Origin of the sequence: Mycolicibacter sinensis (genome assembly GCF_001673565.1) — a bacterium.
GTDB classification, from domain to species: domain Bacteria; phylum Actinomycetota; class Actinomycetes; order Mycobacteriales; family Mycobacteriaceae; genus Mycobacterium; species Mycobacterium sinense_C.
The window spans coordinates 44,859-62,330 of record NZ_LZMF01000071.1 but is presented as its reverse complement, the minus strand read 5'-3'; the positions used below and the strand labels follow the sequence as shown (position 1 = coordinate 62,330).

The following is a 17,472-nucleotide window of genomic DNA, read 5'->3' as shown; positions in this document are numbered from 1 at the left end:
CGTCAGACGTCCAGCTCGCAGTCACCGGCGGCCGTGCAGACGCAGGTCTGAATCCGGGTGCCCGGTTCGTGGTCGGCGCCGGTGCGCAGGTCGCGGGCCTGCCCGGCCACCAGCTCCACCACGCAGGACTGGCAGATCCCCATGCGGCAGCCGAATGGCATCTGCACCCCGGCACTCTCCCCCGCCTCGAGCAGGGTGGTGGCCGCATCCGTGACGACACTCTTGCCACTGGCCGCGAAGGTGACGGTCCCCCCGCCCTCGGCCGCCGCGGTGCGCGCCACCGTGAATCGCTCGATGTGCAGCTGGTCGGCGATCCCGGCCGCCGCCCAGATGCGCTCGGCGTCACCCAGCAGCGCCGTGGGCCCGCACGCCCAGGTCTGCCGGCCGCGCCAGTCGGGCACCTCGGCGTCCAGCGAATCCGGGCCGGAGAGGTCAAGCCGGCCCTGGGAGCGGGTGGTGCGCAGCAGCAGGCGGTAGCCGGGGTGCTCCCGCGCCAAGGCGGCCAACTCCTCGGCGAACAACACGTCTGCGGCGGTGGGCGCCGAGTGCAGGTGGACCACATCGGTGATGCCGTCGCGGCGGGCCAGGGTGCGCAGCATCGACATCACCGGCGTGATCCCGGAGCCGGCGGTCAGAAACAGCACGGTGGCCGGCGCCGGGTCGGGCAGCACGAATTCGCCCCGCGGAGCGGCCAGCCGCACCACGGTGCCCGGAGCCACGCCGTCCACCAGGTGGCTGGACAGGAAGCCCTCGGGCATCGCCTTGACGGTGATGGCGATGGTGCGCGACCCGCTCACCGGGGCAGACGTCAACGAGTAGGACCGCCAGCGCCAGCGCCCGTCGACCAGCAGGCCGATGCCGATGTACTGGCCGGCGGAGTAGTCGAAGTGAAAACCCCAGCCCGGTTTGATGACCAGTGTCGCTGAATCGGCGGTTTCGCGGCGCACCTCCAGCACCCGGCCGCGCAGTTCGCGCGCCGACCACAACGGGTTGGCCAGCCGCAGATAGTCATCCGGCAGCAGCGGCGTGGTGATGCGGGTGGCGATGCGGCGCAGCGCATTCCAGCCCGGATGGCGGTCGGCACCGGCGACCGTCGGCCGCTTGGTGTCGCCGATGTTGGCGTTGATCGACGAATACTTCTTGCTCACTGAAACTTCCCTGCTCGCTGCCCGGGGGTCGGAAAAACTACGGTAGCGCAGCTTGCTCCGGCCGACATCACAGCAGGTCAAGCAGGAACGGCAGCTCCTGGGTGGCATACCAGGCCAGGTCGTGGTCCTGGGCGTCGCCGACGGCCAGCTCGGCATCCTCGTCACCGAGATCGGCGTCGTCGATCACCGCCACCGCCGCACGCACCGCCGGCTCGGCGGCCGCGTTGTCCACATACGCGGCGACCACGTCGCCGATCTCGACCGGCCCGGCCAACCGCACCACGGCGGCATCCAGTTCGGGACGGGCGGTGACCGGCTCGACCTCGGCGACCAGCACCGCCCTGCGGGTCGGCAGCTCGCCGGCCGATTCCGCGGTGTCCGTCGCGGCCCCGGCCAGCAGCCGCAGTGAGGCCATGGCCGCTTCGGCAAGGGCCACCTCGGCGAGTTCGTCGTCGTCGCCGTGCGCGTAGGACTCCCGCAGCGCCGGCGTCACCGCGAACGCGGTCCCGCTGACCGCCAGCAGTGAACCGTCGGCGACCAGTTGGGCCAGCATGGCCAGCGTCGCCGGGATGTAAACCCGCATGAGCGAAGACCTTAGCCGCGCCCGCTCACGCCTCGCCCGTCAAGGTGGCGGCGTAGTCGGGTACGTACCGGTAGTTCTCGCGATCGGGGCGCTGATAGTTCCCGGTGTCGACGGGCCGCTCCGGTAGCTCCACCTGCCGGCGCGCCACCTCGGAATAGGGAATCGTCGACAGCAGGTGCGCCATCATGTTCAGCCGCGCGTGCTTCTTGATCTCCGACTCGACCACATACCAGGGACTCGCCGCGACGTCGGTGTGCGCCATCATCTCGTCGCGGGCCCGTGAGTAGTCGTCCCAGCGGTTCACCGCCTCGAGGTCCATCGGAGACAACTTCCACCGCCGCAGCGGATCGTTGCGGCGCTTGCGGAAGCGGCGCAGCTGCTCGCCTTGCGAGACCGAGAACCAGTACTTGCGCAGCAGGATTCCGTCGTCGACCAGCAGCTGCTCGAAGACCGGGGCCTGCTCCAAAAAGCGCGCGTGCTCGTCCGGCGTGCAGAATCCCATCACCTTCTCGACACCGGCGCGGTTGTACCAGGACCGGTCGAAAAGGGTGATCTCGCCGCGAGTCGGCAGCGCCGCGACGTAACGCTGGAAGTACCACTGCCCGCGTTCGCGTTCAGTGGGCGCCGGAAGCGCCGCCACGCGCACCACCCGCGGGTTGAGGCTTTCGGTGATGCGCTTGATAGCACTGCCTTTGCCGGCGGCGTCGCGGCCTTCGAAGATCACCACGACCCGGGCGCCGGTGGCCCGCACCCACTCCTGCAGTTTGACGAATTCGGTTTGCAGCCGGTGCAACTCGGCCTCGTATACGTTGTCGGCGATTCGGCGGGCGGCGGGCTCGCCGCTCATGTGGCCGCCTCCAGCAGCTCCGCGAGGGCCTCGTCCAGCAGCGCCGAGACCAGCCCGACGTCGCTCATCGACTTGCGGTCGGCGTTGACCCCGTAGTACAGCGTGCCGTTGTAGGACGTGACCCCGATGGTGAACGCCTTGTTGGGCAAAAGCGGCGGCACACTATAGGTCTCGAGCAGCTTGGCGCCGCAGACGTAGAGCTGGCGCTGGGCGCCGGGAGCATTGGTGATCAACAGGTTGAACACCCGCCCGGAGAACCCCGCGAAGGCGGTCGCAACCCGAACTCCCATCGCGTGCAGCGTCGGTGGTGCGAACCCTGACACGGTCAGGATGGTGCGGGCGTCCACCAAGCCGGTCGAAGTGGGGTGCGATTCGGTGGCGTAGGCGATCTGGGAAAGCCGCACCACCGGATTGGGTTCTCCGACCGGCAGATCCACCAGGAACGGGGTCACCGCACCGATGGGTTGGCCCGCGGTGTCGTATTCGTGGTCGGGGTACACCGACAGCGGCGCCATGGCCCGCACCGTGCGGGTCGATCCGACCGGCTCGCCGCGGGACAGCAACCAATTGCGCAGCGCCCCGGTGATCACCGCGAGCACGACATCGTTGATGGCGCAGTCATAGCGGGCCCGTACCGTGCGGTAGTCCTCCAGCTTGCCCTGCGCCACGGTGAAGAGCCTGTTCTGCGAAACCTGGGTATTGAGTGGACTGTTCGGCGCCGTGCCGCGCGCGACCGCCCGGGCGGTGTCGAACGCCTTGCGACCCCACCAGCTCAGCGGGCTGCCGACCGTCGACCCCACCGCCCGCAGCTGGGTGCGCGGCGCCGCCATCCAGTCCCCGACCGCGCCCAGGACCAGTTCTACGGCGCCGGGCTCGCGGCGCGGCACCCAGATGTCCTCGTCGAACGGCGGCGGGCGCTGCGTCCGGTCGACCAGAACGTGCCCGAGGGCCGGTGCGGCCATTCCGTTCACCAGCGCCTGGTGCGACTTGATGTACAGCGCGATGCGATTGTCGGCCAAGCCCTCGATCAGGTACAGCTCCCACAGCGGCCGGAGCCGGTCCAGCGGCTGCTGGCCGAGGTGCGCGATCAGCTCGTGCAACTGCCGGTCGCTGCCCGGAGACGGGACCGCGAGATGACGTACGTGATAGGTGATGTCGAACTCGTGGTCGTCCACCCACACCGGGCGGGCCAGGCTCATGCTGACCTCGCGGATCTTCTGCCGGTAACGCGGGACCTGCGGCAGCCGTTGCTCGACGGTGGCCAGCAACTTCTCGTAGCTCAGCCCGCCCCGCGGATTGCGCAGCACATGCAGCGACTGCACGTACATCGGCGTGGTCGTGTTCTCCAACTGGTAGAAGGCCGCATCCGTCGCCGACAACCGGTTCACCATGAAGCCCGCCCTCCCAGCCGACTCGATCCGAACGGCGCTGCAAGCGCCCCGAACCGGAGAAACACTGCCGCTCACGGTAGCCCGCCGCCGTTGCGCCGCGCACGCGGATACGGCCGCGCCGCGATTGTGCCATGATCGCCGGACACATCCTGCCACTCTCCAGCAGGGCTGTCCGATCGGATCGACTCGTGGAGAGCTGCTGTGACCCTCAACCCGAACCCGCCCGTGCGCTCGAGCGTCGCGCCGGTCATCGACTACGAACCACCGGCGCGCGCGGCGGTTCCGTGCCGGCCCGTACCGCCGGTATCGGCGCCCTCGTCGCGGCCGCGCCGCGGGCATCCGCCGGGACTGTGGCCGCACCGGCCGGCGCGAGGCGGGCTGGCCGGCCCACTGCAGTCGGCCGCGGTCTTCGCCGACGCCGCGCTACGCCGGGTCCTGGAGGCCATCGATGGGCGTCGTCCAACGGCGCATCTGCATCCGCTGCTGGCCACCGGGCTGGCCGAATCGGTACTGGCGGCGCGGCCCGTCGACAGGGCCCGAGGCGGGCCGGCGACACTGCAGCGGGTGCGCGTGCAACAGGTCGATTCCGGCGGTTCAGCGAGCCTCGACGAAGGAGAGGCGAAGCTGGGACCGCCGCATGAACCCGCCGAGCCGACCAGCGCCGTCGAGGCGTTCGGCACCTACCGGCGTGGCCGGCGTACGCATGCGCTGGCCTGCCGCATCGAGCGGGTGGCCGGACCCGGCGCTGTGATGGCCTGGCAGATCGTCGCCCTGCACATCGGCTGAGGGCTTCGCGCTGGTTGCGGGCGGTCAGCTCTTGCGCGTCTTGGGCGGTTTGGGTCCGCGGCCTTCGCGGCGGGCCGCCTCCCGGCGCTCACGCCGCGATGCCGCACCCGCCGGCTGCAGGTCGCGGCTGCGCCGCACCTGCGCCGAGCCGTCCTCGTCGGGACCGGAGTAGGTCAGCCCCGCGGTACCGTCGGCGCCGTCGGCGCCCTTGGCCCCGTTGGCGCCGTCGATTCCCTTGGCGCGCAACCCGAATTCCGCCAGCCCCTGCGGAGCGTCCACCGGTGCCACCGACGGCGCCGGTGCGGCCTCGACGGCGACGTTGAACAGGAAGCCGACCGATTCCTCTTTGAGCCCGTCGAGCATGCCGGTGAACATGTCGAAGCCCTCGCGCTGGTATTCCACCAGCGGGTCGCGCTGCGCCATCGCCCGCAGGCCGATGCCCTCCTTGAGGTAGTCCATCTCATAGAGGTGCTCGCGCCACTTGCGGTCCAGGACGGACAGCAGCACGCCGCGTTCCAGCTCCCGCATGGCGCCGGCCCCGGCGGTGCCGTCGACCTCGGCCTCGCGCGCGGCGTAGGCATTCTCGGCGTCGGCGAGCAGCGCCTCGAGCAGCTCCTCGCGGGTCAGGTCGTCAGCCTCACCGACGTCGGCGGCGTGCAGCAGTTCGTGGTAGTCGATGCCGACCGGGTACAGCGTCTTCAGCGCGGTCCACAATTGTTCGAGATCCCAGTCCTCGGCGTAGCCCTCGCCGGTGGCGCCGTTGACGTAGGCGGTGATCACGTCGACGAGCATGTCGTGGGCCTGCTCGGCCAGGTTCTCGCCGTCGAGGATCCGGCGGCGCTCGGCGTAGATCACCTTGCGCTGCTGGTTCATCACCTCGTCGTACTTGAGGACGTTCTTGCGGATCTCGAAGTTCTGCTGCTCGACCTGGGTCTGGGCGCTCTTGATCGCCCGATTGACCATCTTCGCCTCGATCGGCACGTCGTCGGGCAGGTTCAGCCGGGTCAGCAGTGACTCCAGTGCCGCACCGTTGAACCGGCGCATCAACTCGTCACCCAGCGACAGATAGAACCGCGACTCGCCGGGGTCGCCCTGGCGGCCGGACCGGCCGCGCAGCTGGTTGTCGATGCGCCGCGACTCGTGCCGCTCGGTGCCCAGCACGTAGAGACCGCCGGCCTCGATCACTTCCTTGGCCTCGGCGGCCGCCTCCGCCTTGATCGCGGTGAGCGTCTCGTCCCAGGCGGCCTCGTACTCCTCGGGGGTTTCGACCGGGTCCAGGCCCTGGTTGCGCAGCTTCTGGTCGGCCAGAAAGTCCGGGTTGCCGCCGAGCACGATGTCGGTGCCGCGGCCGGCCATGTTGGTCGCCACGGTGATCGCACCGCGCCGGCCCGCCTCGGCGATGATGTGCGCCTCGCGCTCATGCTGCTTGGCGTTGAGCACATTGTGCGGGACGCGCCGCTTGGTCAGCTGCTTGGACAGGTACTCCGAGCGCTCGACGCTGGTGGTGCCGATCAGCACCGGCTGACCCTTCTCGTAGCGTTCGGCCAGGTCGTCGACGACCGCGGCGAACTTGGCCTCCTCGGTCTTGTAGATGAGGTCGATCTGGTCGGTGCGCGCCATCGGCTTGTTGGTCGGGATCGGCACCACGCCCAGCTTGTAGATCTCGTGCAGCTCGGCGGCTTCGGTCTCGGCGGTGCCGGTCATCCCGGCGAGTTTGTCGTAGAGCCGGAAGTAGTTCTGCAAGGTGATGGTGGCCAGCGTCTGGTTCTCGGCCTTGATCTCCACCTGCTCCTTGGCCTCGATGGCCTGGTGCATGCCCTCGTTGTAGCGCCGCCCGACCAGCACCCGGCCGGTGAAGTCGTCGACGATGAACACCTCGCCGTTGCGGACGATGTAGTCCTTGTCGCGGTTGAACAGCTCTTTGGCCTTCAGGGCGTTGTTGAGGTAGCTGACCAGCGGCGAGTTGGCTGCCTCGTAGAGGTTGTCGATGCCCAGCTGGTCCTCGACGAACTCCACCCCGAGCTCGTGCACACCGATGGTGCGCTTGCGCAGGTCCACCTCATAGTGGACGTCTTTTTCCATCAGCGGCACGATCCGGGCGAACTCGGTGTACCAGTTGGAGGCGCCATCGGCCGGCCCGGAGATGATCAGCGGGGTGCGCGCCTCGTCGATCAGGATCGAGTCCACCTCGTCGACGATGGCGAAGTTGTGCGGGCGCTGCACCAGCTGCTCCAGCGAATGCGCCATGTTGTCGCGCAGGTAGTCGAAGCCGAACTCGTTGTTGGTGCCGTAGGTGACGTCGGCGTTGTAGGCGACCCGCCGCTCGTCGGGGGTCATCTGAGACAGGATCACCCCGACCTCCAGACCCAGGAAGCGGTGCACGCGGCCCATCCACTCGGCGTCGCGTTTGGCCAGGTAGTCGTTGACCGTGACGACGTGCACGCCCTTGCCGGAGATCGCGTTGAGGTAGGCCGGCAGCACACAGGTCAGGGTCTTGCCCTCACCGGTTTTCATCTCCGCGACGTTGCCGTAGTGCAGCGCCGCCCCACCCATCAGCTGCACGTGGAACGGCCGCTGGCTCAGCACCCGCCAGGCCGCCTCGCGAGCCACCGCGAACGCCTCCGGCAGCAGGTCATCGAGGGATTCGCCGCCTTCGTAGCGCTCCCGGAACTCGTCGGTCTTGGCCCGCAACTCCGCGTCGGTGAGCGCCTCGGCGTCTCCGGACAGCGTGTCGATGTAGTCGGCGACCTTCCTGAGCCGTTTGACCATGCGGCCTTCACCAAAACGCAGCAACTTGGACAGCACGGCTGGTCCCCTACTCAGTCTTCGGCATTAATCGAGCGTCACCCATGGTAGGTGACACTGTTGCAAGGGGCGGCCCCGCCGGGTTCCGGCGGTGTCATTCAAACGGCGTCACACCAAACGGATCAAGCCGTAGTCATAGGCGTGCCGGCGATAGACCACCGAGGGTTGGTCGGTCTGCTTGTCATGGAACAGGAAGAAGTCGTGCCCGACGAGTTCCATCTCATACAGCGCATCGTCGACGGACATCGGCGTCGCGGAGTGCTCCTTGGTGCGGACGATCTGGCCCGGTTCGTGGTCGTGGCCATCATGCAGCGCGCCGTCGGTGTGCCCGGACCCGTCGCGGTCCGGTTCGGCGATGCCGTCCCGGTTGAACGCCGCAGCCAGGAGTTCCGGATCCAGCGCGGTCGCCTCGGCCACCGAGACCGGAGTCTTGTCGCCGTAGGAGACGTTGCGGCGGCCTTTGCCTCGGCGCAGCCGGCTCTCCAGGCGGTCGATCGCGGCCTCGAAGGCGGCGTAGAAGCTGTTGGCACGGGCCTCGCCCCGGACCACCGGCCCGCGGCCGTGCGCGGTGATGTCGATCTGCTGGCAGGACTTTCGCTGCCGGCGGTTGTTCGCGTGCTTGAGCTCGACGTCGAACAGGCGAATGGAACGGTCCAGCCGCTCCAGGCGGGCCAGCTTCTGCGAGACATAGACCCGAAAGTGGTCCGGTATCTCGACGTTGCGGCCCTTGACCACGATTTCGGCGCCCGACTGATCGAGGCTCTCGTCGGCATCGACCGGCGCACGGCTGGTTTCCACGAATTGACTTACCATGCTCGACACTCTTTTCTCGTCGTCTCGACCACGTACTCACGGTTCCCGTCCTTGATGACGACCGTAGCCATGCCGCCGGATACGTGCCACTGCTTTGACGGACCCGTTGCGAGTTGGTGGCCGCACCGCCATCAAGCCGCCGCGATCACCAATGCCGCGGCCACCGCAACACCGCCGGAACGCAGCACCCGCACCGACTCGGCCAGGGTGGCGCCGGTGGTGACGACGTCGTCGACGATCAGTACGTCACCGGGGGGCAGCCGGCGCCGGCTCAGCACCACCCGGCCGTCGACGTTGCGTTCGCGGGCGCCGCTGCCCAGCCCGACCGAGTCCCGGGTCAGTGCCCGCATCCGCAGCGCCGGCGCCACCGTGAGGCCTGGAAGCCGGGCCGACGCCGCGGCCGCGATCCGCCCGATCGGGTCACCGCCGCGGCGGCGGGCGGCACTGCGCCGGGTGGGCGCGGGAATGATCGTCAGCGGCAGGTCGAGCATCCCCCAGCACAGCAACCGGTACAGCGCGACGGCCAGCGGTAGAGCCAGCGGCGCGATCAGGTCGGTGCGCCCCCGCTCCTTCACCGCGACTATCGCCTGACGGCGGGCCCCGGCGTAGCGGCCCAGCGCGAACACCGGCACCTGCGGGTCGAGCCGCGGACTGGCCAGGCGGGGCTCGTCGGGCCCGACGGCGAGCTGCGCCGCGCAGCCGGCGCACCAACCGGTGGCCGGGGCGCCGCAGCCACCGCACTGCCGGGGAAGCACCAGATCCAACCCACCGTCGAGCATGCGCCTGAGACTGGCACCGGCCACCGACAACCGGCCCCTAAAAGTCGTGCTACGTCATGTCGTATTCGCATGTCAAGGGGCCTTTAGTCCGCAGTAGCAGCATCACCAAACGCCGAAACCGTGAGGTCCCTTACAGATTCACGAATTTTATTCCTCGATACTGTTAGCGTCGCCGTCCATGACCTCCAAACCAACGCAGTTGGACACGTCAGCAGAGCCCGAATCCGGTGGCGCCACGGCGTTGATCGGCAAAGGCTGGGCCCAAGGCGTGGCCCTGGTGATGATCTTCGGATTCCTGGTGATGGGCATCCTGGCCTACCGCACCTACACCGCATCGATGCCGATGCCGGACAAGGTGGTCACCGAGACCGGACAACAACTGTTCACCGGCGACGACATCACCCGCGGCCAAACCCTGTTCCAGGCCCGCGGACTGATGCAGTACGGCTCGGTGCTGGGCCACGGCGCCTACCTGGGCCCGGACTACACCGCCGAATACCTGCGGATGGCCACCGACAATGTCACCGGCCAGTTCGAGGCGCAGGGCGTGACCAGCCCGCACGACGATGTGGTCGCCGAGTTCCGGACCAACCGCTACAACGCCGACACCGGCACCCTGGTCTTCACCGACAAACAGGCCCGCGCGTTCACCGATATCCAGCGGCACTACGCCGACTATTTCGGCGAAGCCTCCACCAAATACGGCCTGCTGCCGCACATGATGACCGACCCGGGCGAGATCCGCGACGTGACCGCGTTCTTCGCCTGGACCGCTTGGGCGTCGGCGGCCGACCGGCCCGGCCACGCCTACAGCTACACCAACAACTGGCCCTCGGAGCCGCGCGTGGACAACGGCCCCACCGGATCGGTCGTGGTGTGGTCGGTGCTGTCCCTCATCGCGCTGCTCGGCGGGATCGGGATCATGTTCACCGTCTACGGCCGGTGGAGCCAGAACATCGGCTGGCACGGCGCCGAGACGACAAGGCTCGAGTTCCGTCAACCCGGCGAGGTGCCGCTGACCCGCTCCCAGCGGGCCGCGGTCTGGATCTTCGCCGTCGTCGCGGTGCTGTTCTTGATCCAGACACTGCTCGGCGGCGCCGTCGAGCACTACCGCGCGGACCTGGCGGAGTTCTACGGGATCGACCTCGCCAAGTTCCTGCCCTACAACCTGGCCCGCACCTGGCACCTGCAACTGTCGCTGTTCTGGACCGCCGCAGCGTTTTTGGCCGGCGGCATCTTCTTGGTGCCCTTCATCACCCGCCGCGAGCCCGCCAAGCAGTCGTGGCTGGTCTACGGCCTGCTCGGAGCGCTCGCCGTGGTGGTCTTCGGGTCCCTGGGATTCGAGGCGCTGTCGATCTTCGGCAAGGTCGAGCCCGGCACCGTGCTGTCGCAGCAGTGGGAGTTCCTGGACCTGCCGCGGGTATTCCAGCTGTTGCTGATCGTCGGGTTGTTCCTGTGGATCTTCATCATCTGGCGCGGCATGCGCTCCAAGCTGGCCAGCACCTCGCGGATGAACCTGCCCTGGGTGTTCTTCTTCACCGGCCTGACCATCCCGGCCTTCTACGCGGTCAGCCTGCTCGCCGGCAGCGAGACGCACTTCTCGGTCGCCGACTTCTGGCGGTTCTGGATGGTGCACCTGTGGGTCGAGGACTTCCTGGAGCTGTTCACCACCGCGATGGTGGCCTACCTGTTCGTCCAGCTCGGGGTGGTGCGGGAGAAGGTTGCGCTGCTGGTGATCTTCCTCGACATCATCTTGTACTCCGCCGGCGGCGTGATCGGCACCATGCACCACCTGTACTTCTCCGGCACCCCGGTCGAACACATGGCGCTGGGTGCCTTCTTCTCCGCCGCCGAGGTCATCCCGCTGACCTTCTTGACCGTGGAGGCATGGGCATTCCTGCAGCTGGGCGCTCGCCAGGAAGCCGGCGGTGAGCACAACTTCCCGGCGCGCTGGGCGGTGATGTTCTTGGTCGCGGTCGGGTTCTGGAACTTCTTGGGCGCGGGCATCTTCGGCTTCCTGATCAACCTTCCGGTGGTGTCCTACTACGAGATCGGCACCGCGCTGACCGCCAACCACGCGCACGCGGCGATGTTCGGGGTGTACGGCATGCTCGCGGTGGCCCTGGCGATGTTCGCCTTCCGGTATGTGATTCCGGCGGACAAGTGGCCGAACAAGCTGGCCCGACTGTCGTTCTGGTGCATGAACATCGGCCTGGCCTGGATGGTGTTCGTCACCCTGCTGCCACTGGGTGTGCTGCAGTTGTTCCACTCGGTCAACGCCGGCTACTTCGAAGCGCGGTCGCTGGGCTACATCACTCAGCCGGGCAACGCGGTGCTGGAGTGGCTGCGGTTGCCAGGCGATGCGATCCTGATCGTCGGCGGCGTCGTGCCGTTCTGCTGGATCGCCTGGATTGCACTGCGGCACTTCCGTTCCGGTCAGACCGTCGACGAGCTGCCGGAGCACGCGCTGTACACCTCGGTGGCGACCGACGCGACCGAGACCGAAGCCGCGAAACAGGGCTGATCGACGATGACGATGCCGGGAGCATGGGTGTGGCTGATGTCGGGCTACGCGCTGCTCCTGCTCGTGTTCGCGTGGGGCTTCGACGGCATGGCCAAGCGGACCTCCGATCGCGCCGCCCAGTGGCGCACCGGAAAGTTCACCTACCACGAAGATCACGACGCCTGGAAATGCCCGGAGGACCAGTGGCTCTGGCCGACCTCGTTCGACCCGGACAACCGGGTGATGCGGTACCAGGCGACGCCGTCGATCTGCAACGCCTGCCCGGTAAAGGACACCTGCACCACGTCGAATCATGGTCGGCAGATCAGCCGGCCGGTCGACCCCTGGCCGCATTCCGAGGCGGGCCGGTTCCACCGTGGCATCGCCTGCGCGGTGGCCGGATTCGGGGTGGTGATGCCGCTGGCGGCACTGATCGGCAACCACCGGCCCGCCGATGTGCTGGTGCTGGCCGCAGCGATCCTGATCGTGCTCGCCGGCGGCTCCCCCCTGCTCCGCCATCTGTGGAACACTCCCTCAAACCCCCCACAGGACGCCCCGCACGACAGACCGCACCGGATCGACCCGCAGGCGCAACTCGACCAGGTCGAAGCGGCCATCGACCGATACTCCACCCGCTGGGGCGGTTTTTCCGACAGCTCGAGGAGGCAGCGCATCAATGAGTGAGGGCCTGATCACCGTAGCGGTGATCGTGATCGCGGTACTGGCCGCGCTCGCCTACTTCTCGATCCACGTTTTGCGGGAGTACGAGCGGGGCGTCGTCTTCCGGGTCGGGCATGCCCGCCCCCTGTATCAGCCGGGACTGCGGATCCTGGTTCCGCTGGTGGACAAGATGATCCGCGTCGACCAGCGGGTGGTGACGCTGACGATCCCCCCGCAGGAGGTGATCACCCGCGACAACGTGCCCGCCCGGGTGAACGCGGTGGTGATGTTCCAGGTGGTCGATCCGCTCAAAGCGATTCTCGCGGTGGAGAACTACGCGGTGGCCACCTCCCAGATCGCCCAGACCACCCTGCGCTCGCTGCTGGGCCGGGCCGATCTGGACACCCTGCTGGCGCACCGAGACGACCTGAACGCCGACCTGCGCACCATCATCGACACCCAGACCGAGCCGTGGGGCGTGCAGGTCCGGGTGGTCGAGATCAAGGACGTGGAGATCCCGGAGTCGATGCAGCGCGCGATGGCCCGCGAAGCCGAGGCCGAGCGCGAACGGCGCGCGAAGGTGATCAACGCCCGCGGTGAGCTGCAGGCCTCCGAGGAACTGAGCCAGGCCGCCGAGACGCTGTCGCGCAATCCCGCGTCGCTGCAACTGCGTTACCTGCAAACCCTTTTGGAGCTCGGCGCCGACCAGAACTCCACCGTGGTCTTCCCGCTGCCGGTGGACATCATCACCCCGTTTCTGGGGGGCGGCGCACCCAGACGCTGATATGGACCAATGGCACTGCTCTCGGCGTGTCGGCGCGGTTACCCTGGGCAGTGCCGGGCGCGGTCGACGTCCGGCCGGCCAGTCGGGAGCCATCATGGGTGATCGGGAGTCAACACAGGCGGTCGTCGTCGGTATCGACGGGTCACCGGCCGCGCACAGCGCCGCGGTCTGGGCGGCCGGCGAAGCGGCCGATCGGAACCTGCCGCTGAAGCTGGTCTATGTCATCCATTCGGCCGGCGATCCGGCCGATCCCCCCGACCCGCAGGCCGCCGCCTCCAGCGCACTGTCGCAGGCCCGCCAGGCGGCCCGGGCCGCCGCCGGCGCGCAGATCGAAACCGAGGCGCTGCACGGAAACCCGCTCGCCACCTTGATCGAACTGTCCCACTCGGCGGCAATGGTCGTGGTGGGATCGGTCGGGGTGGCCCACACCTGCCATCGCGCCGGTTCGACCGCCGCGGCGCTGGCCGGATCGACCGACTGCCCGGTGGCCGTGATCCGCGGTCCCGGCACTCCCCGACACGACGGGGCGATCGTTGCCGAAATCGATGCGTCACCGGACAATAAGACCGTGCTGGGATGGGCCAGGGCCGAAGCCGAGCTGCGTCACGCGCCGCTGCGGCTGGTCACCTCCGGTGACGTCGAGGGCTACCTCGCCGCGCACGCCGGGTCGATCCAGCTGTTCGTCTCGGGAACTCGCGATCGGCGCAGCCTGGGCTGGGCCGGCGGCACCGGCGGCTGTTCGGTGCTCACCGTCGGCGGGACGCCGCGATGACCGCCGCGGCGAAAGGGCGCGCCACCGTCACGGTCTTTCTGGTCGACGATCACGAAGTGGTGCGCCGCGGCCTGATCGACCTGCTCGGCGCCGATCCGGAACTCGACGTCGTCGGCGAGGCCGGATCGGTCGCCGAGGCGCTGGCGCGCATCCCGGCCCTGCGGCCCGACGTGGCGGTGCTCGACGTACGCCTGCCGGACGGCAACGGCATCGAGCTGTGCCGTGATCTGCTGTCCCGCATGCCGGAGCTGCGCTGCCTGATCCTCACCTCGTTCACCTCCGACGAGGCGATGCTCGATGCCATCCTGGCCGGTGCCAGCGGCTACATCGTCAAGGACATCAAGGGCATGGAGCTGGCCCGCGCCGTCAAGGACGTCGGCGCCGGACGCTCGCTGCTCGACAACCGTGCCGCCGCCGCACTGATGGCCAAACTTCGCGGCGCCACCGCCAAACCCGACCCCCTGTCGGGGCTGTCCGAACAGGAACGCATCCTGCTGGGCCTGCTCGCCGAAGGCCTGACCAACAAGCAGATCGCCGACCGGATGTTCCTGGCGGAGAAAACCGTGAAGAACTATGTGTCGCGACTGCTGGCCAAGCTGGGCATGGAACGCCGAACCCAGGCCGCCGTCTTCGCCACCAAACTCGAGCGCTCGCGGAATGTCTGACGACGCATCCCCCGACGGCCCGGGCCCCCTGCGCGACACGCTGTCCCAGTTGCGGCTACGCGAACTGCTGGTCGGAGTGCAGGACCGGGTCGAGCAGATCGTGGAGGGCCGCGACCGCCTCGACGGTCTCCTGGCGGCGATGCTGGTGGTTACCTCCGGGCTGGAGCTCGACGCCACACTGCGCTCCATCGTGCAGACCGCCACCAACCTGGTCGAGGCCAAATACGGTGCGCTGGAAGTGCACGACCACGACCGCCGGATGCGGGAGTTCGTCTACGAGGGCATCGACGACGACACCTTCGCGCGGATCGGGCGGCTGCCCGAAGGCATGGGCGTGGTGGGCCTGCTGATCGACGAGCCCCGCCCGCTGCGCCTCGATGACCTCACCAAACACCCTGCGTCGGTGGGGTTTCCGTCATACCACCCGATAATGCGCACCTTCCTCGGCGTGCCGGTGGGGGTGCAGGACGAGGTCTTCGGCAATCTGTATCTCACCGAGAAGGCCAATGGGCTGCCGTTCAGCGAGGACGACGAAGTGCTGGTACAGGCACTGGCGGCCGCCGCCGGGATCGCCATCGCCAACGCCCGGTTGTACGCACAGGCCAAGGCGCGCCAATCCTGGATCGAATCCACCCGTGACATCGCCACCGAACTGTTGTCCGGAACCGATCCCAGCACGGTGTTCCGGCTGATCGCTGAGGAAGCCAGCAAGCTCACCGGCGCCGAGTCGGCGCTGGTGGCCATCCCGCTGGAAGCGGACACCTTCGACGCGGACGTCAAAGAACTCCTGGTGGTCGAAACCTTGGGCGCGGCAATGGAGACGATCGCCGGTGACACCATCCCGGTCGCCGGGTCTCCGGTCGGCGAGGCATTCGCCCAGCGCATGCCGCGCAAGGTGGACCGACTGGGGCTGACCGGCGTCGACGTGACCGGCCCGGCGCTGATTCTGCCGTTGCGCGCCGCGGACGCGGTGGCCGGCGTCGTCGTGGTGGCGCGAAACGGCACCGCGAATCCGTTCAGCGTCGAACAACTCGACATGATGGCCGCGTTCGCCGACCAGGCCGCGTTGGCCTGGCAGTTGGCCACGTCGCAGCGCCGCATGCACGAACTCGACGTGGTCACCGACCGGGATCGCATCGCCCGCGACCTTCATGACCATGTGATCCAGCGGCTGTTCGCGGTCGGGTTGTCCTTGCAGGGCACCATTCCGCGGGCCCGCTCCGCCGCGGTGCAGCGCCGGTTGAGCGACGCGGTGGATGACCTGCAGGAGATCATCGGCGAGATCCGCACCACCATCTTCGATCTGCACGGGGCCTCCTCGGCGGTGACCCGGCTGCGGCAACGGCTGGACAACGCCGTCTCGCAGTTCTCCGGATCGGGGCTGCACACCACCGTGCAGTTCGTCGGCCCGCTGTCGGTGGTCGAACCACCGCTGGCCGATCACGCCGAGGCGGTGGTCTCCGAGGCGGTCAGCAATGCGGTTCGGCATTCCGGCGCCACCGCGTTGAGCGTGCAGATCAAGGTCGAAGACGACCTGGCCATCGAGGTGACCGACAACGGCCGCGGGATGCCGGAGGTCATCACCCCCAGCGGCCTGGACAACCTGCGCCAGCGCGCCGCGCAGGCCGGCGGGACCTTCAGCATCGAACCGGCCCCGGGCGGCGGCACCGTACTGCGCTGGTCCGCACCGCTGATGACGTAGCAGGCAGCCATTCCACGATGTCATCGAGGAAGCGTCGCGGGGTCGCCGGCAGCGGGTCGGCGTTGATCGGGGCCCAGCCCACCCGCAGCAACATCTGCGGATAGCCGCTGGTGCCGAAGACGTCGCGGCGCACCGCGGCCCGGGTTTCGGCGATCTCGAGCGGCTCGGTGACCGGGCAGCTGGCCAACCCCAGCGCCGTCGCGGTCAGCAACACCACGCTGGTGGCCTCACCGGCACGCAGCTGCGCCAGCCGGTCGTCGTCGTCGGTGCCCAACGCCAGCATCACCGCGCGGTCCTCGGCCGGACCGGCACCGGGCGGCTGGGCCAGCAGCGGGTCGGCGAACAGCCGCCCCGGAATCGGCGTGCCGGCACTCGGCGCCGGAACACTGCGTGCCGGAACGCCGGCCACCGACCCGTACCGACCGCTCCACCTCGCCAGCTCGGCGAGGTAGTCATAGTCGCCGCGGTGGGCGAAGACAGCTTGCGCCACAACCGCATTCAGCCGGTCGAGCGCGTCGATTCGGCGCAGCATCACCCCCGCGCGGGCGGCGCGGGCACCCATCAACGCAACGTCGGCCGCCGCCACCGGCCAGCCGCTGAAGTAGCGGCGGTCGGTGCGCCGCCGCGGTATCGCCGCAGCCAGTGCCACGTCGGCCTGTTCGGGCGGCCGCCCCGGATCGGGCCCGAACAGTTCGATCGACGCCAGGTGCTCGGGGTGGGCCGGATCGGGCAGCCGGTGGACCTTGCTGCGCCAACCCAGCGCGGCGAGGGCGACCACGCAATGGTGCAGCGCCGCGCCGCAACTCAGGATCAGACCGCGGCCGTCGGGATCCACGCTGCGCAGGTGCAGGCCGAGGTCGGCGAACAGCTCCAGCCGAGGCGGCTGTGTCGCCGTCTGCACCCGCCAGCGCCACGGCTGGGAATTGTGCACCGACGGTGCGCGGATCGCCAGCTCGAGCGCAGTGCGAACGGTCTCCCGGACGGCCGCGGGGTCCGGGTAGCCGGCAGGCTGGTCATCCATGATCCGGTCCCCGTTCTTCCGGCACGGTCTTGAGCCGATCTGGCACCGAACCCAAGGACCCGTGACTTTTTCACCATGCTCCTGGGCCGGTAGGCCCGCACAGGGCAGGAAGGCCCCGGCTGGAAAGGACTTTGGGCCACCGGGTCGCAAGCTTCGGCGAGTAGGGACTTCTGGCCCTGCCGACCCCGGCCGGTGCGGGCGGATCATAAGGAG

15 protein-coding genes are annotated in these 17,472 nt (G+C 68.7%); 7 read left to right on the top strand and 8 right to left on the bottom strand.

Features of this window, described 5'->3' with window-relative positions:
- Positions 1-2: 2 nt before the first annotated feature.
- The 4 genes from A5648_RS11465 to A5648_RS11450 all read right to left on the bottom strand — a co-directional run bounded on the left by A5648_RS11465 (position 3) and on the right by A5648_RS11450 (position 3,969).
- Positions 3-1,148 carry a ferredoxin reductase gene (locus tag A5648_RS11465; RefSeq protein WP_065024655.1) on the bottom strand — a complete coding sequence of 382 codons (1,146 nt, stop codon included), beginning with the start codon at positions 1,146-1,148 and terminating at the stop codon, positions 3-5.
- Between the two features lie 67 nt (positions 1,149-1,215).
- Positions 1,216-1,731: a DUF6912 family protein gene (locus tag A5648_RS11460; protein ID WP_065024654.1), complete on the bottom strand. Its 516-nt coding sequence runs from the start codon at positions 1,729-1,731 to the stop codon at positions 1,216-1,218.
- A gap of 25 nt (positions 1,732-1,756) precedes the next feature.
- Positions 1,757-2,578: a polyphosphate kinase 2 gene (ppk2, locus tag A5648_RS11455; RefSeq protein ID WP_065024653.1), complete on the bottom strand. Its 822-nt coding sequence runs from the start codon at positions 2,576-2,578 to the stop codon at positions 1,757-1,759.
- A complete protein-coding gene (locus A5648_RS11450; RefSeq protein WP_065024652.1) occupies positions 2,575-3,969 on the bottom strand; it encodes a WS/DGAT/MGAT family O-acyltransferase in 1,395 nt (464 codons plus the stop codon). Before A5648_RS11450 ends, ppk2 begins: the two co-directional genes overlap by 4 nt.
- Positions 3,970-4,170: 201 nt before the next feature.
- Between A5648_RS11450 and A5648_RS11445 the strand changes: the two genes are divergently transcribed.
- Complete coding sequence (locus A5648_RS11445; RefSeq protein ID WP_065024651.1) at positions 4,171-4,755, top strand: Rv3235 family protein; 585 nt, start codon at positions 4,171-4,173, stop codon at positions 4,753-4,755.
- Between the two features lie 24 nt (positions 4,756-4,779).
- Here the strand turns inward: A5648_RS11445 and secA are convergent, their stop codons facing one another.
- From secA to A5648_RS11430, 3 genes are all read right to left on the bottom strand, one after another.
- A complete protein-coding gene (gene secA / locus A5648_RS11440; RefSeq protein ID WP_065024650.1) occupies positions 4,780-7,560 on the bottom strand; it encodes a preprotein translocase subunit SecA in 2,781 nt (926 codons plus the stop codon).
- Between the two features lie 108 nt (positions 7,561-7,668).
- A complete protein-coding gene (hpf, locus tag A5648_RS11435; RefSeq protein WP_082966436.1) occupies positions 7,669-8,373 on the bottom strand; it encodes a ribosome hibernation-promoting factor, HPF/YfiA family in 705 nt (234 codons plus the stop codon).
- Positions 8,374-8,504: 131 nt separating this feature from the next.
- Entirely contained in the window at positions 8,505-9,152 is a 648-nt protein-coding gene (locus A5648_RS11430; protein WP_065024648.1) for a ComF family protein, read from the bottom strand.
- Positions 9,153-9,330: 178 nt separating this feature from the next.
- Here A5648_RS11430 and A5648_RS11425 point away from each other — a divergent pair, with 178 nt between their 5' ends.
- The 6 genes from A5648_RS11425 to A5648_RS11400 all read left to right on the top strand — a co-directional run bounded on the left by A5648_RS11425 (position 9,331) and on the right by A5648_RS11400 (position 16,238).
- A complete protein-coding gene (locus A5648_RS11425) occupies positions 9,331-11,676 on the top strand; it encodes a nitric-oxide reductase large subunit (RefSeq protein ID WP_065024647.1) in 2,346 nt (781 codons plus the stop codon).
- 6 nt (positions 11,677-11,682) lie between these two features.
- A complete protein-coding gene (locus tag A5648_RS11420; protein ID WP_065024646.1) occupies positions 11,683-12,339 on the top strand; it encodes a hypothetical protein in 657 nt (218 codons plus the stop codon).
- A complete protein-coding gene (locus tag A5648_RS11415) occupies positions 12,332-13,099 on the top strand; it encodes a slipin family protein (protein WP_065024645.1) in 768 nt (255 codons plus the stop codon). The genes A5648_RS11420 and A5648_RS11415 overlap by 8 nt, the downstream gene beginning before the upstream one ends.
- 94 nt (positions 13,100-13,193) lie before the next feature.
- Positions 13,194-13,871, top strand: a complete 678-nt coding sequence (locus tag A5648_RS11410) for a universal stress protein (RefSeq protein ID WP_065024644.1) — start codon at positions 13,194-13,196, stop codon at positions 13,869-13,871.
- Positions 13,868-14,536: a hypoxia response regulator transcription factor DosR/DevR gene (dosR, locus tag A5648_RS11405; protein ID WP_065024643.1), complete on the top strand. Its 669-nt coding sequence runs from the start codon at positions 13,868-13,870 to the stop codon at positions 14,534-14,536. The genes A5648_RS11410 and dosR overlap by 4 nt, the downstream gene beginning before the upstream one ends.
- Complete coding sequence (locus A5648_RS11400; protein WP_065024642.1) at positions 14,529-16,238, top strand: GAF domain-containing sensor histidine kinase; 1,710 nt, start codon at positions 14,529-14,531, stop codon at positions 16,236-16,238. The genes dosR and A5648_RS11400 overlap by 8 nt, the downstream gene beginning before the upstream one ends.
- Here A5648_RS11400 and A5648_RS11395 read toward each other — a convergent pair.
- Positions 16,174-17,259: an Acg family FMN-binding oxidoreductase gene (locus tag A5648_RS11395; RefSeq protein WP_065024641.1), complete on the bottom strand. Its 1,086-nt coding sequence runs from the start codon at positions 17,257-17,259 to the stop codon at positions 16,174-16,176. The genes A5648_RS11400 and A5648_RS11395 overlap by 65 nt on opposite strands.
- Positions 17,260-17,472 lie beyond the last annotated feature (213 nt).

Bases quoted from the DNA above. Each gene is read 5' to 3' on its own strand.
- A5648_RS11460 (WP_065024654.1), bottom strand. From the start codon at position 1,731: ATGCGGGTTTACATCCCGGCGACGCTGGCCATGCTGGCCCAACTGGTC.
- ppk2 (WP_065024653.1), bottom strand. From the start codon at position 2,578: ATGAGCGGCGAGCCCGCCGCCCGCCGAATCGCCGACAACGTATACGAG.
- A5648_RS11450 (WP_065024652.1), bottom strand. From the start codon at position 3,969: ATGGTGAACCGGTTGTCGGCGACGGATGCGGCCTTCTACCAGTTGGAG.
- hpf (WP_082966436.1), bottom strand. From the start codon at position 8,373: ATGGTAAGTCAATTCGTGGAAACCAGCCGTGCGCCGGTCGATGCCGAC.
- A5648_RS11430 (WP_065024648.1), bottom strand. From the start codon at position 9,152: ATGCTCGACGGTGGGTTGGATCTGGTGCTTCCCCGGCAGTGCGGTGGC.
- A5648_RS11425 (WP_065024647.1), top strand. From the start codon at position 9,331: ATGACCTCCAAACCAACGCAGTTGGACACGTCAGCAGAGCCCGAATCC.
- A5648_RS11420 (WP_065024646.1), top strand. From the start codon at position 11,683: ATGACGATGCCGGGAGCATGGGTGTGGCTGATGTCGGGCTACGCGCTG.
- A5648_RS11415 (WP_065024645.1), top strand. From the start codon at position 12,332: ATGAGTGAGGGCCTGATCACCGTAGCGGTGATCGTGATCGCGGTACTG.
- A5648_RS11410 (WP_065024644.1), top strand. From the start codon at position 13,194: ATGGGTGATCGGGAGTCAACACAGGCGGTCGTCGTCGGTATCGACGGG.
- dosR (WP_065024643.1), top strand. From the start codon at position 13,868: ATGACCGCCGCGGCGAAAGGGCGCGCCACCGTCACGGTCTTTCTGGTC.
- A5648_RS11400 (WP_065024642.1), top strand. From the start codon at position 14,529: ATGTCTGACGACGCATCCCCCGACGGCCCGGGCCCCCTGCGCGACACG.
- A5648_RS11395 (WP_065024641.1), bottom strand. From the start codon at position 17,259: ATGGATGACCAGCCTGCCGGCTACCCGGACCCCGCGGCCGTCCGGGAG.